Origin of the sequence: Agrobacterium sp. CFBP2214 (assembly GCF_030209895.1) — a bacterium.
In the GTDB taxonomy this organism is placed as follows: domain Bacteria; phylum Pseudomonadota; class Alphaproteobacteria; order Rhizobiales; family Rhizobiaceae; genus Agrobacterium; species Agrobacterium radiobacter.
The window spans coordinates 106,287-119,820 of the sequence record NZ_JARVRC010000003.1 but is presented as its reverse complement, the minus strand read 5'-3'; the positions used below and the strand labels follow the sequence as shown (position 1 = coordinate 119,820).

Here is a 13,534-nt window from a genome sequence, read left to right as displayed (position 1 = left end):
GCCACATGCATCAGGTCAGAAAGCTGCGTTTCTTAAGCCACGCTTCGTACCATGTCGGCCATGCTTCGGTGAGAGTTCCGGGCTTGCCCATGCCAAAGCCGTGACCGCCGGACGCGATTGGATGAAACTCGACATCCGCGCCGGCCTTTTCGCAGGCCTGCTGCATGATACGGCTGTTGGTCGGATCGGAAATGCGATCGTCATCAGCCTGCGTCAGGAAAATCGGCGGGCAATCCTTGCCCACATGGCTTTCCACCGACCATTGCCGCGTTGCCGCATCCGTCGGATGTCTGCCGACAAGCGATTTGCGGGTCGAGGTATCGTCATAGGGAGCCGATAGCGTGATGACCGGGTAGATCAGCGCTGCGATATCCGGCCGGGCTGATTGCCTGTCGATATCATCGAGGGCATCGTAAGATGAGAAGGCGGAGCGGGCCGCAGTCAGGCCCATCAGGTGGCCGCCCGCAGAAAAGCCAAGCGCGCCGATCTTGTGCGTATCGATCTGCCATTGCGAAGCGCGGGCGCGGATGAGCCTGACGGCACGCTGTGCATCCTGAAGCGGGGCAAGCGGACCGGCGACCCAGCCTTCGATCGGCAGGCGATAGGTGAGGACGAAGGCGTGGATACCCCTTGCGGCAAGCCAGCGTGCTGCAGGATAGGATTCCTTGCCTTCTTCGATGCGTTTATATCCACCGCCACCCGCGATAATGATGGCGGAACCGTTTGGTTCATCGGGCGCGAATATTTCGAGGCTCGGCAGGCTGATATTGCTGACCGCGCCTTTCCTGCTGATCTCCAGAGCGCCACCCGGACCGCTGCCGCCGGGAGGCGGGCCGGGCCAGAGAGGTATTTGCAGCCGCCTGTCCCGGGCCAAGACATCTGGGATTTTCAAGGCCGCCGCGAAAAGCGCGCCGCCCAGCAGGAGATTGCGGCGGCACATCATGGCGTCATCCTCATCGCGCTTGGGGTTTCGGCATGTGCGCCGGAGACCGGTTCACAAGGACGATCTTCAAAACGGCAGGTGAGGTCAATACCGGACCATCGCAGCCTGTCCAGCTTGGAGCCTGTCCTTATCCATCCGGCAATAAAAAACGGGCCCGAAGGCCCGTTCCAATTCCAGCGATAAATCCCGACCGGCTTATTTCGGGCCGATCATGTTTTCCGGGCGTACAAACTGGTCGAATTCCTCGTTGGTGAGGTATCCGCCACCGACCGTTTCTTCGCGCAGGGTCGTGCCGTTCTTGTGCGCGGTCTTGGCGATCTTGGCGCAGATATCGTAGCCGAGCTTGCTGTTGAGCGCAGTCACCAGCATCAGCGAGTTTTCGACGCCCTTCCGGATGTTATCTTCGCGTGCCTCGATACCGACAACGCAATTGTCGGTGAAGGAGACGGCCGCATCGCCCAGAAGCTGGACCGACTGCAGGAAGTTGTAGGCCATCATCGGGTTATAGACGTTGAGCTCGAAGTGGCCCTGCGAACCGGCAAACGAGAGCGCTGCATTGTTGCCGAAGATGTGGGCGCAAACCTGCGTCAATGCTTCCGACTGGGTGGGGTTCACCTTGCCCGGCATGATCGACGAGCCGGGCTCGTTTTCCGGCAGCGACAATTCGCCGAGACCGGCGCGCGGGCCGGAACCGAGGAAGCGGATGTCGTTGGCGATCTTGAACAGGGCTGCGGCAGCCGCATTGATCGCGCCATGGGAGAAGACCATGGAATCGTGCGAAGCGAGCGCTTCGAACTTGTTTGGCGCAGTGACGAAGGGCAGGCCGGTGATCTTGGAGATTTCTTCCGCGACCTTCTCGGCGAAGCCGATTGGCGCGTTGAGGCCCGTGCCTACAGCCGTGCCGCCCTGGGCGAGCTTGGATAGTGCGGGCAGGGTGAGTTCGATATTGGCAATGGCGGAGGCGACCTGCGCGGCATAGCCGGAAAATTCCTGGCCGAGCGTCAGCGGCGTCGCATCCTGCGTGTGGGTGCGGCCGATCTTGATGATGTGCTCGAACTGCTTGACCTTGGCTTCCAGCGCCTTGTGCAGGTGCTTGAGGGCCGGCAGCAGGTGGTGAACGATCTCTTCCACGCAGGCGATGTGCATCGCCGTCGGGTAGGTGTCGTTCGAGGACTGGCTCATATTGACGTGGTCGTTGGGGTGAACCGGCTTCTTGGTGCCCATTTCGCCGCCGAGCATTTCGATTGCGCGGTTCGAAATCACCTCGTTGGCGTTCATGTTCGACTGCGTGCCGGAACCGGTCTGCCAGACGACGAGCGGGAAATGTTCGGTCAGCTTGCCGTCGATGACTTCCTGTGCGGCCGCGATGATGGCGTCGCCGACCTTGGGGTCGAGGCCTGCAAGCGCCATGTTGGCGCGGGCCGCTGCCTGCTTGACGATGCCGAGCGCGCGAACGACAGAGGCGGGCTGCTTTTCCCAGCCGATCTTGAAGTTGCCGAGCGAGCGCTGCGCCTGCGCGCCCCAATAGCGATCGGCCTGAACTTCAATGGGTCCAAATGTATCGGTTTCCGTGCGTGTGGCTGTCATCAGTATTGCCTTTTTACTCGTGTTCCTCCGCCAAAACGGCGCCTTCGCCCGCCTTGCGCGGCCGATATATAGAATCATCGCGCCGGCAATGAAAGCGCTGCAATGGGGCGGAGGCAGATATTTCCCGCCGTGCAAAAGCGATTTTACCGTGTGGCGTGGTGCGCGGAGAAAAAGGCGTCGGCGTGTCATTTTTACTACGACGCGAAATGGCCGGAAAACCGGGCTTTACCGGGTGCGCTGACGCTCCGTTGGGGCAGGGTAAAGTGAATGAAATAAATAGAAATTTAACCATTCTCGCCAATTCTGGAAATTACGTTTTTATGGCTTTGGCTGTATCATAAGGTTCATTTCGGCACGGTTGTGGGCTTTGGGCGTTTTCTTTTCAACGGGCCGGCGATCGGCTAGACAGGCATGAAACTGATGCCCGCCCTTTGCTGGCGGTGCTGGGTGCTACGAGGATCAAATTGCAAGTCACATCTGGAAAATCATCGGCAGCGCTGGTGCTGGCTCTCGGTCTTTCCGTTTCCACCGCTCTTCCCGGCAGCGCCGGGGCGGTAACGCTGATGGACCTCCTGCGCGGCGGCCCCGGCAAGATCGCGCGTGATCGCGGTGAATTGCCGCCGGCCGGCATCGTCACCTCGCCCTCGACCTCTGGACCGGGCGCAGGACAGAGTGCGGACGCTTCCGACCCCGAGCCTTTGCCGCGCGTTTCCGGCCCGCGCTATTACGACTACAAGGCGGATACGGCCCGTGTCGTAAACACCGCGAATTTCGGCGAAGGTCTCGCCAATCTGAAGTTCAGCGCCACGCCTGAGATCGCCAAGGCGCTGGAAGCCTATTATGGCGCCGGCGGCAAGACGCTGTGGGTTTCGGAAGGTGAGCTTACCGCGCGCGCCAATGCCGTCATCACCTTTTTCGAGACGGTGGGCGAAAGTGGCCTCGATCCGGCCGATTACAGCATTTCCGCACCGGCAAAGGACGTGACCGCCAGCATCAGCAGCAACGCTGCCGGCACGACTGCAACGGGTACGCCGGTCGAAACCGCCTCGGCACCAGTATCCGACGCCTATCAGCGGGCGCAGATGCAGTTCGAACTTGCGCTCTCCGCCAAGGTTCTTGCCTATGTGCAGGATACGACCCGTGGCCGTGTCGATCCGAACCGGCTTTCTGGCTACCATGATTTCAAGCGCAAGACGGTGAACCTCGCACCCGTGCTGAAGCTTGCGGGTCTCAGCCCCGATGTCGCCGCCTATCTTCGCAGCCGCGAACCGTCTAGCGCCGAATATCTTGCGTTGAAGACCGAACTTGCCGGCCTGCGCGGCGAGGGTGATGCGGCACATGTCGTGCGCGTTCCCGCCGATCTGGTGCTGAAGCCCGGCAACAGCAGCGCGGATATGGCCAATGTCGTCAAGGCCATCGAACATCGTGCTTCGCCCGCCTTCAAGGCCGAGCATGCGGCGATCATTTCCGCCTATCAGCAGACGCCGGATTATACGCCTGATCTCGTCGATCTGGTGAAGGCGTTCCAGAGCGAAAACGGCCTGAAGCCGGATGGCGTGATTGGCCGCGCGACCGTGCGCGCCATGGTCGGCGAAAGCAATGACGCCAAGATCGCCAAGGTGCAGGTGGCCATGGAGCAGGTCCGCTGGCTGCCGGCCGATCTCGGCCAGCGTTACGTCTTCATCAACCAACCCGCTTTCATGGCCTATTACCACAATGACGGCCTGGAACAGTTCGGCATGAAGGTGGTGGTCGGCTCGAAGGCCAACCAGACCTATTTCTTCCAGGATGAGATCCAGACCGTCGAGTTCAACCCCTATTGGGGCGTGCCGCAGTCGATCATCGTCAACGAGATGCTGCCGAAGCTGCGCCGTGATCCGTCCTATCTCGACCGTCTGGGTTACGAAGTGCAGGTGGGCGGCCGTGCTGTTTCTTCCACCAGCGTCAACTGGTACGGCTCGACCAACGCGATTTCCGTTCGTCAGCCGCCGAGCAGCGACAATGCGCTGGGCGACCTGAAGATCCTGTTCCCCAATGCGCATGCCATCTACATGCATGACACGCCGGCCAAGAGCTTTTTCAACCGCGACATGCGGGCGCTGAGCCATGGCTGTATCCGCCTGGTCGATCCGCGCCGCATGGCCGCGGCCGTTCTCGGCACCAGCGTCGACAAGGTTGGCGAGCAGATCGCATCCGGCAAGAACCGGGCCGTGCAGGTGCCGGAGAAGGTTCCTGTCTATGTGGCCTATTTCACCGCATGGCCGGACAAGGATGGCAAGGTGCAATTCTTCGACGATGTCTATGATCGCGACAGCTATGTACAGAAGGCGTTCGCCGTGACGACGAAGGCGCGGGCCGCGTCGATCTGATCAGCATACCATCAAGAGAAAAAGCGCCGGAGACGGCGCTTTTTTGTTTGAAGGGAAGGCCTTCCCGATTTGTTTGGTGGTAGGGTCCGCCTGCTACATTTGGCGTTAACGGCAACACCGTACTCTGTCACCCCGGACTTGATCCGGGGTCCAGCGCGATCAAGTCCTTGATCGCGAGAGACTCTTCTCACGGTGCAGACGCGCCGTGGCTGGATGCCGGATCAAGTCCGGCATGAAGGAAGAAGGGGCGCGCAACCCTCAATGCGGTTGAGTGTGCCGCTCCCTCGCTTTTTCCGCCTAGCCCACAGCCTCTCAGGCCGCTGCGGCACCCTTAGCAACCAGTTCTTCGAACAGCGCCGGCGTCAATTCATTGAAATCGTCGATCACGACATCCGGCTCGAGTTTCACCATCGGCACATCCGTATAACCGAAAGTGACGCCGATCGATGGCACGCCAGCGTTCTTTGCGGCGAGGATGTCGTTGATGCTGTCGCCGACCATCACCGTGCGTTGCGTGTCACCGCCGGCCTTTTCGATGGTGCCGAGGATGTGGCGCGCATCGGGCTTGCGGTACTCAAAGGTATCGCCGCAGGTGATGGCGGCGAAATAGGGCGTGAGGCCGAGTTTTTCGAGTAGCGGCACAGCGAGGATTTCGGTCTTGTTGGTGCAGACGGCAAGCGTGATGCCGGCGGCCTTTAGCGCGTCCAGAGCCGCGACGATGCCCGGATAGGGAAGGCTTTCGCCGGGCATTTCGGCCCGGTAATGGGTGATGAAGCGCTCATAGAGCGGATCGATCTCGGCTTCCGGCAGTTCCGTCTCGCGCAGTGCGAAGGCGCGCTTGATCATCACCCGAGCGCCCTGGCCGACGAGATGCGTCAGGTCGTCATAGGTAACGGGGGCAAGCCCGGCTGCAGCGATGGTGTGGTTAAGGCTCGAGACGAGATCGGCGGCGGTATCGACCAGCGTGCCGTCGAGATCGAAAATGGCGAGCGGGGAGAGCGTGCGGGTTGTCACGGGAACTGGCCTCTTGGAGAATGCGGATGCTGGGATATGGGTGCTTTCATTTGCGCCAAGCCTAGGCAAACGGGCCTGTCTTTGCAACCGCGTCACAACGTTCTGTTCGTTGCCTTGAAAAAGGCTTTCGTTTGGCTTTCGACCCGTGTAAACAGCACGGCGACGACAAAGCTACCGGAGTTTCAGGCACATGGATGCCCGCCAGATGAAGATCAAGGCCGCCGAGGCCGCATTGTCCCACGTGCAGGACGGGATGCGGCTTGGTATCGGCACGGGTTCGACGGCCGAGGAATTTGTCCGGCTTCTGGCCGAGAAGGTCGCAGCCGGTCTCAAGGTCGAGGGCGTGCCGACATCCGAGCGCACCGCGCGCCTGTGCGTCGAGCTTGGCGTGCCGCTGAAATCCCTCGATGAATTGCCGGAACTCGATCTGACCATCGATGGCGCCGACGAGGTCGATCATGCGCTGCGTCTCGTCAAGGGCGGCGGCGGCGCGCTTCTGCGCGAAAAGATCGTGGCTGCGGCATCCGCCCGCGTAATCGTCATCGCCGACCAGAGCAAGGTCGTCGAGACGCTTGGCGCCTTTCCGCTTCCCATCGAAATCAACCCATTCGGCCAGGTGGCAACGCGCATCGCCATCGAGAAGCTGGCGGCACGATCCGGTCTTTCGGGCGCGTTGACGATGCGCTCGTCCGGCGATGGCGCCTTCATGACCGACGGTGGACACCTCATCCTTGACGCATCTTTTGGCCGTATTCCTGATGCAGAAGCGCTAGCACGCGAGCTGAACACGATTCCCGGTGTCGTCGAGCACGGACTTTTCATAAATTTGGCATCGCTTGCCATCATCGCGGGTCCTGAAGGCGCCCGCGTGATGCAGGCAGTATAACAGGAGCGAGATTTTCATGGTCAAACTAGCGGGACTGGGCAAAGCTGCCGCTGCTTCGATCCTCATTTCCGGCATCGTGTTCGGTACTGCCGCACGCGCTCAGGAAATTTCGGAAGCGCATATCGCTGCCGCACGGCAGGCTATCACCTCTCTTGGCGTTACCGACCGTTTCGACGACATTCTGCCTGGACTGGCGGAGCGTCTGAAAGCCGAACTCATTCAGGCCTCGCCGAATGTGCAGGACGCGATCACCGAGACCGTTGACGCGAAGGCGCTCGAGCTTGCGCCGCGCCGCGCCGATCTGGAACGCGAAGCCGCGCTAACCTACGCGCGCGCCTTCACCGTTGAAGAGCTGAACGCCATCTCCACCTTCTACAGCAGCGAAGCGGGCAAGAAGCTCCTGAAGGACGGCCCGATCGCCACGCGCGAACTGATGAAGGCCGCCGACATCTGGGCCGCCGGCATCAACCGTGACCTGAACGCCTCCAGCATGTCGGAACTGCAGAAGGTCGCAGGCGCCGATCTGAAGCCGCTTCCGGCCGATCAGAACGCCACGGGCGGCGCTCCGGCAGCTCCCAAGCCCTGATTGAAGAGACAGTTCAGAAATATTCAAAGCCCGGTTGCAAGACCGGGCTTTTCATTTGTGCGTCGCAGCACCTATATGTGCCGTGAATGCGCCGCCACCCGTCTCGAGGCTGAGGACGGCGGTTTTGATCAGGGGTTTTGACTATGACAGCTTATGACTACGATCTCTTCGTCATCGGTGGCGGTTCTGGCGGCGTGCGCAGCGGCCGTGTAGCGGCCTCGCTCGGCAAGCGCGTGGCAATCGCCGAGGAATACCGCTATGGCGGCACCTGCGTCATCCGCGGCTGCGTGCCGAAGAAGCTGTTCGTCTACGCCTCGCAATTCCCGGAACATTTCGAGGACTCGGAAGGATTTGGCTGGAGCGTCGGCGAACGCAGCTTCGACTGGAAGAAGCTGATCGCGGCGAAGGACAAGGAAATCACCCGTCTCGAAGGGCTCTACCGCAAGGGTCTTGAAAACGCCAAGGCGGACATTTTCGACAGCCGGGCGGAACTGGTTGACGCCCACACCGTGAAGCTCACGAAAACCGGCCAGACGTTCACGGCCGAGCGTATCGTGATCGCCGTCGGCGGCACGCCGAACGAGCACAAGGCGCTGCCCGGCCATGAGCTAACGATCTCGTCCAACGAGGCTTTCGATCTGGAAGAGCTGCCGAAATCGATCCTGATCGCCGGCGGCGGTTACATCGCCGTGGAATTCGCCAATATCTTCCACGGGCTTGGTGTCGAAACGACGCTGATCTATCGCGGCAAGGAAATCCTCTCGCGGTTCGATCACGACATGCGCAAGGGCCTGCATGAAGCGATGGAGGCCAAGGGCATCCGCATCATTCTGGAAGACATCATCGAGGACGTCAGCAAGGATGGCGCCGGTGGCTTCGTGGCGCGCACGAAGCAGGGCAGCTCGCTGCATGTCGGCCTGGTGATGCTGGCGCTTGGCCGCGATCCGAACACCAAGGGCCTTGGCCTCGAAAATGCCGGGGTTAAACTCGATGCGCGGGGCGCGATCATCGTCGATGATTACTCGCGTACGAACGTGCCGAACATCTTCGCGCTGGGTGACGTCACCGACCGGGTACAGCTGACGCCGGTGGCGATCCACGAGGCCATGTGCTTCATCGAAACCGAATACAAGAACAACCCGACCAAGCCGGATCACGAACTGATCGCGACGGCGGTGTTTTCGCAGCCCGAAATCGGCACGGTCGGTCTTTCGGAAGAGGAAGCCGGCAGGAAATATCCGGAACTGGAGGTCTATCGCGCACAGTTCCGCCCGATGAAGGCGACCTTATCCGGCCGTCAGGAAAAGACGATCATGAAGCTGATCGTCAATGCTGCCGACCGCAAGGTTGTCGGCGTCCATATTCTCGGCCATGAGGCGGGTGAGATGGCGCAGCTTCTCGGCATCACGCTGAAAGCCGGCTGCACCAAGGATGATTTCGACCGCACCATGGCGGTGCATCCGACAGCGTCCGAGGAACTGGTGACGATGTATTCGCCGAGCTACCGCGTGGTGAACGGCGAAAAGGTCTAGTCACCCTCCACTTCGGCACATCATTGATTTTCGCCCGATTATCACCGACGCCCGCTGAACAGGCTCTCGTTGCTCTTCAAAAGGGCAACGAGACGGTCTATGGCGAGCCGCATTTCCGCGGCATGCCGGTCGTCATCGTTGACGACGATCCACAGCGGATGGGATAATTCTTCGATCGCCTCGCCATCGCGGACAAGGCCGGGCAGGGCATCACCAACGAAACACGGCAGGACGCCTTTTCCCGCGCCGCCCTGGATAAGGCCCGGTAAAAGTGAGGGCGCGTTCGTCCAGGTGTGGATAAGCGGTTCCCGATGACGGAATACCCATTTTTCCGCGTCGGACGCCGCCACCTCGGTTCCAATTGAAATCCATTGCGTGAACTCTTCGCCCGAACTGTCCTGCGGGCGATAGGCGCAATAGGCGACGTCGACCGATTTGCGCACGGCAAAATTTCCGGTGGCTGGCTTGTCGTGCCTTATCGAAATCAGGCCGCGCCGATAGGTCAGTTCGTCTTCGTTCTCGCATTGCTTGCAGCACAGCCGAAAAGGGTCGGATGGGCCCCGGATGGCTGCTGTATTGGCCGCTATGAAGCCCGCAATCCAGATGTCGCTCGATATCGAAACAATCGGCAGCGAGAAGGCCTCACCGTGCCATTGCGCGATCTCTGCCGCGCTTTGCCGCATGATCAGAACCTTTTCGAGCAGGACCTCGCCATCCGGGGCGAGCCTGTATCCGTTCTGGCTTCGAATGAAGAGCGTTCGTCCGATCTTGCGCTCCAAAAGGAGCATTTTTCGGCCAATCGTCGGCGCGCTGAGCCCGGCTCTGCCTGCAGCACCGGCCAAACCTCCCTCTGTCGCAACAATGTCGAAAAGCTTCAGATCGTCCCAGTCCACTTCCTTCACGGCATCTTCTCCAAATCACCGCAGCACCTTATGCGCATCAGGGGCCGCTTTCTCCGTTTTTGTATGAAACGGGTCTTTCAAACGTGCATCTATGCTCTCCCGCCGGGTCCGCTTAACTCGTCTCTCCACACCAAGGAGACAAAAATGTTGCCGGAAACCATGTTCCTGATGGAAAAGATGAGACGCACTGAAGCACTGCGCAGGCAAGGCGGGGGCGATGATGAGTGGGAGACCTGGCCATCCTCTGCCATGGACCGACTGGCGGTCTTTCTCTTCCATCTGCCTCTTTCCTTGCGCCAATACATCCGCACAAAACGGGGAATTTCTTGATTGCACGGGAGCAGGCGGACACCATCTTGTGATATTTTAATCGTTTGAAACGATTTTTCTGCGTCAGACGGCATCAAAAGGGTCGGAAAGGGAGGAGCGGGTGCACGAGTGTCTATGCAAACTCGGCGCTTGGAGCTATAAGCCGCTCAATTTTTCGAGGCGGTCGCGCCGCTGTTGCGCGGGCGAGAAAAGGGTAAGAACATGGCACAGAATTGGACCCCCGGCAGCTGGCGGCAAAAGCCAATCCAGCAGGTTCCCGAATATCCTAACGCGGCAGCGCTTGCGGCAACGGAAGCCACGCTTGCGACCTATCCGCCGCTCGTTTTTGCCGGTGAAGCCCGTCGCCTGAAAAAGCAGCTTGCCAATGTGGCTGAAGGCAACGCCTTCCTGCTGCAGGGCGGCGATTGCGCCGAAAGCTTCCTCGAGCATGGCGCGGACAATATCCGCGACTTCTTCCGCGCTTTCCTGCAGATGGCCGTCGTGCTGACCTATGGCGCGCAGCTGCCTGTCGTGAAGGTAGGACGCATTGCTGGCCAGTTCGCCAAGCCGCGCTCTTCCAACGTGGAAGTGCAGGATGGCGTTTCCCTGCCGTCCTACCGTGGCGACATCATCAACGGCATCGAATTCAACGAGGCTTCGCGTATTCCGAACCCGGAGCGTCAGCTCGACGCCTACCGCCAGTCGGCGGCGACGCTGAACCTGCTGCGCGCTTTCGCGATGGGTGGTTATGCCAACCTCGAAAACGTTCACCAGTGGATGCTCGGCTTCATCAAGGACAGCCCGCAGGCGGACCGTTACCGCAAGCTGGCCGACCGCATCTCCGAAACCATGGATTTCATGAAGGCGATCGGCATCTCGGCAGACAGCAATCCGAGCCTGCGTGAAACCGACTTCTTCACCAGCCACGAGGCGCTGCTGCTCGGTTACGAAGAGGCGTTGACCCGTGTCGATTCCACCTCCGGCGACTGGTACGCCACGTCCGGCCACATGATCTGGATCGGCGACCGAACGCGTCAGCTCGACCATGCGCATGTGGAATATTTCCGCGGCATCAAGAACCCGATCGGTTTGAAATGCGGACCGTCGCTGACGCCCGATAACCTGATCGAGCTGATCGATGCGCTGAACCCGGCGAACGAGGCTGGCCGCCTGACGCTGATTTGCCGTTTCGGCCATGACAAGGTGGCGGACAGCCTGCCGAAGCTCATCCGTGCGGTGGAAAAAGAAGGCCGCAAGGTCGTCTGGTCCTGCGATCCGATGCATGGCAACACGATCACGCTCAACCACTACAAGACGCGTCCGTTCGAGCGGATCCTGTCGGAAGTCGAAAGCTTCTTCCAGATCCACCGCGCCGAAGGCACGCATCCGGGTGGCATCCATATCGAGATGACCGGCAAGGATGTGACGGAATGCACAGGTGGTGCGCGCGCCGTGACGGCGGATTCGTTGTCCGACCGTTACCACACCCATTGCGACCCGCGCCTCAACGCCGATCAGGCGCTGGAGCTGGCGTTCCTGCTGTCCGAGCGCATGAAGAGCGGCCGCGATGAGAAGCGTCTGGCGATTGCCAACGCCTGACCTAACGAAATAAACAAAAAAGCCGCCGGGAGACCTTCCGGCGGCTTTTTCGTGCGCGGTGCTGAACTATTGCACCAGCGCGGGTTGCTGGCAGCGGACATCCGTGACCCGCACATCGGCTTCGCCGATCTTGACGCCGAGAACCAGCAGCACGTTGTAAAGCAGCTGATCGACGGGTGCTGTGACCACCGCAAGCGTGTTGGCAAGCGCCGCCTGAATGCCTGCGAGGCCTCCCAGATCAAGGTTGAGGAAGAGAAGCCTGATATCCAGATTGAGGTTCTTCAGCAGTGAACTGACGAGAGTGGTAACGGTGTCCTTGGTGGAGACACTCTTGATCTTGGCCTGGGTGATATCGGACTGCGTGAAGGTCAGCTTGGTCTTGGTCATATTGGTGGCGTTAATGAGGGCGCTGCCATTGATGGCGAGCAGCGCCGAATCCACGATCGCCGCCTTGGTGACGCGCGGATCCTTGCCGAAATTGGCAAAGGCCGTGGTATCGACATTGCCAAGAGCGATTTCCGCAACGCCGGGAACGACCTCGACATCGACGGTTCCCTGTCCGCCGCCCGTGCAGCGAATATCGGCAAGCCGCGCTTCGGCATGGGCGACTTCCACATAGAGCGGAAGATTGACCTTGAGGCCTGCTATGGCCTGAAGCCCGTCAACCACGACATTGACCGCAAGCCGGGTCTGTGCGGTGCGCACCACGGTGCCCTGACCTCCGACGGCAAGCGACGGCGTTTCGACCGGCGGTTCACCGATGGCAAGCGTTGCCTTGACCGAGGCGAGACCGAGAAGATTGGCGTTGAGATTGAGGCCCAGCTGATTGCCGCCATTGCCGGCTACCGCTGCGGCATTGATGAGATCGAAGACACCGGCGGTGACCTTGAGGTTTTCACCCGTACCGATCAGCTTGTCCGAGAACGGGCCGAGATTGAGGATTTCTTCGAGCTTGATCTTGATGTTGCTCTTGTTGACGGTTTTTTGCAGCGTATTCAGAATGTTGACGACCGCCGGCTGTAATCCCGTGGTTTTCGTCAGCACGTCGAGGAACTTGCCGTAGCTGATTTCGGTTTTCAGAACATCCTTGTAGGTGCCGGCGGTGAGGTTGAGATCAATGGCGAGCGCCTCGACGATCTTCAGCGCGTTGACATCAGCGGCGAGAAGCGCCTGATAATCCATCAGCTTCAACGACACCGTGGTGCCGAGCAGGCCGCCGAGCAGGCTGTTGAGAATTCCCTCATCGAGGCTGGCGAGCCGAGATCCGACCGAAAATGCGGCGATCTTCTGGGACGAGGCCGTTCCGACGGCCGAAACCTTGGGCGGCTTGGTGAAGGCGGAGGCGAAGAATATCTGCCCCTGTTCGACGATGTTCACTTTTATCGCATTGGTGGGCAGGGCGTTATCGACGAAACGCTGGCCGACAGGGACCGTCGCATCCGGCTCGTAGTGACCCTTGATGACTTCGGCATAACCCTTGCTGCTGGCGAATTCATTCAGGGGATCGAAGGGTTGGAGCCCCTTGGCGGTCAAAATGCCCTGGGCCGTCCTGACGCCGAGATCCATGCCGTTGAGGGCAAAATATTGCTGAACCGCTTTTTCGGCATCGGCGGCATTGGCTGCCGCCGATATGGCTGCGAGGTCGGCGGTCTGCTGCAATTGCCGTTTCTGCAATGTCAGGTAACCGTAATCGACACCGAGCGCCAATATGCCGATGAAGAGCGGTGCGGTGAGCCCCGCCGAGATGGCGATGTTGCCCGTTCTATCCCTAAGGAAGCGGGGGAGCAGGGAATGGATATCTCGCATG

Annotated in this window: 11 protein-coding genes; 6 read left to right on the top strand and 5 right to left on the bottom strand. The window is 60.2% G+C overall.

Going from position 1 to position 13,534, the window contains the following annotated elements; all coding sequences use genetic code 11:
• Positions 1–10: 10 nt before the first annotated feature.
• Both QRN60_RS07800 and fumC read right to left on the bottom strand, forming a co-directional pair.
• Positions 11–943 (bottom strand): alpha/beta hydrolase, encoded by a 933-nt coding sequence (locus QRN60_RS07800; protein ID WP_129564956.1) that lies wholly within the window; start codon positions 941–943, stop codon positions 11–13.
• A 195-nt stretch (positions 944–1,138) separates the two neighbouring features.
• Positions 1,139–2,608: a class II fumarate hydratase gene (fumC, locus tag QRN60_RS07795; RefSeq protein ID WP_376904342.1), complete on the bottom strand. Its 1,470-nt coding sequence runs from the start codon at positions 2,606–2,608 to the stop codon at positions 1,139–1,141.
• Positions 2,609–2,994: 386 nt separating this feature from the next.
• Here fumC and QRN60_RS07790 point away from each other — a divergent pair, with 386 nt between their 5' ends.
• Positions 2,995–4,899, top strand: coding sequence for a L,D-transpeptidase family protein (locus QRN60_RS07790; RefSeq protein WP_236773471.1), 1,905 nt, complete (start codon positions 2,995–2,997; stop codon positions 4,897–4,899).
• A gap of 312 nt (positions 4,900–5,211) precedes the next feature.
• On the opposite strand, the gene gph is transcribed toward QRN60_RS07790, so the two are convergent.
• Positions 5,212–5,913, bottom strand: a complete 702-nt coding sequence (gene gph / locus QRN60_RS07785; protein ID WP_087744075.1) for a phosphoglycolate phosphatase — start codon at positions 5,911–5,913, stop codon at positions 5,212–5,214.
• Between the two features lie 190 nt (positions 5,914–6,103).
• On the opposite strand from gph, the gene rpiA reads away from it, so the two are divergent.
• The 3 genes from rpiA to gor all read left to right on the top strand — a co-directional run bounded on the left by rpiA (position 6,104) and on the right by gor (position 8,917).
• Positions 6,104–6,799, top strand: a complete 696-nt coding sequence (rpiA, locus tag QRN60_RS07780; protein WP_003502924.1) for a ribose-5-phosphate isomerase RpiA — start codon at positions 6,104–6,106, stop codon at positions 6,797–6,799.
• A gap of 16 nt (positions 6,800–6,815) precedes the next feature.
• Positions 6,816–7,385, top strand: a complete 570-nt coding sequence (locus QRN60_RS07775; protein WP_003524811.1) for a DUF2059 domain-containing protein — start codon at positions 6,816–6,818, stop codon at positions 7,383–7,385.
• Positions 7,386–7,528: 143 nt separating this feature from the next.
• A complete protein-coding gene (gene gor / locus QRN60_RS07770) occupies positions 7,529–8,917 on the top strand; it encodes a glutathione-disulfide reductase (RefSeq protein ID WP_020012606.1) in 1,389 nt (462 codons plus the stop codon).
• Between the two features lie 41 nt (positions 8,918–8,958).
• Here the strand turns inward: gor and QRN60_RS07765 are convergent, their stop codons facing one another.
• Positions 8,959–9,819: a LysR family transcriptional regulator gene (locus tag QRN60_RS07765; RefSeq protein ID WP_111792278.1), complete on the bottom strand. Its 861-nt coding sequence runs from the start codon at positions 9,817–9,819 to the stop codon at positions 8,959–8,961.
• 144 nt (positions 9,820–9,963) lie between these two features.
• Between QRN60_RS07765 and QRN60_RS07760 the strand changes: the two genes are divergently transcribed.
• Together QRN60_RS07760 and QRN60_RS07755 are read left to right on the top strand one after the other, a co-directional pair.
• Entirely contained in the window at positions 9,964–10,149 is a 186-nt protein-coding gene (locus QRN60_RS07760) for a hypothetical protein (protein WP_112207347.1), read from the top strand.
• 201 nt (positions 10,150–10,350) lie between these two features.
• Entirely contained in the window at positions 10,351–11,727 is a 1,377-nt protein-coding gene (locus QRN60_RS07755) for a class II 3-deoxy-7-phosphoheptulonate synthase (RefSeq protein ID WP_003502915.1), read from the top strand.
• Between the two features lie 66 nt (positions 11,728–11,793).
• On the opposite strand, the gene QRN60_RS07750 is transcribed toward QRN60_RS07755, so the two are convergent.
• Entirely contained in the window at positions 11,794–13,533 is a 1,740-nt protein-coding gene (locus QRN60_RS07750; protein ID WP_065695396.1) for a TadG family pilus assembly protein, read from the bottom strand.
• Between the last annotated feature and the right edge of the window lies 1 nt (position 13,534).

Coding starts and splice junctions, on each gene's coding strand:
- QRN60_RS07800 (WP_129564956.1), bottom strand. CDS start 943: ATGATGTGCCGCCGCAATCTCCTGCTGGGCGGCGCGCTTTTCGCGGCG.
- fumC (WP_376904342.1), bottom strand. CDS start 2,608: ATGATTCTATATATCGGCCGCGCAAGGCGGGCGAAGGCGCCGTTTTGG.
- rpiA (WP_003502924.1), top strand. CDS start 6,104: ATGGATGCCCGCCAGATGAAGATCAAGGCCGCCGAGGCCGCATTGTCC.
- QRN60_RS07775 (WP_003524811.1), top strand. CDS start 6,816: ATGGTCAAACTAGCGGGACTGGGCAAAGCTGCCGCTGCTTCGATCCTC.
- gor (WP_020012606.1), top strand. CDS start 7,529: ATGACAGCTTATGACTACGATCTCTTCGTCATCGGTGGCGGTTCTGGC.
- QRN60_RS07760 (WP_112207347.1), top strand. CDS start 9,964: ATGTTGCCGGAAACCATGTTCCTGATGGAAAAGATGAGACGCACTGAA.
- QRN60_RS07755 (WP_003502915.1), top strand. CDS start 10,351: ATGGCACAGAATTGGACCCCCGGCAGCTGGCGGCAAAAGCCAATCCAG.
- QRN60_RS07750 (WP_065695396.1), bottom strand. CDS start 13,533: ATGCGAGATATCCATTCCCTGCTCCCCCGCTTCCTTAGGGATAGAACG.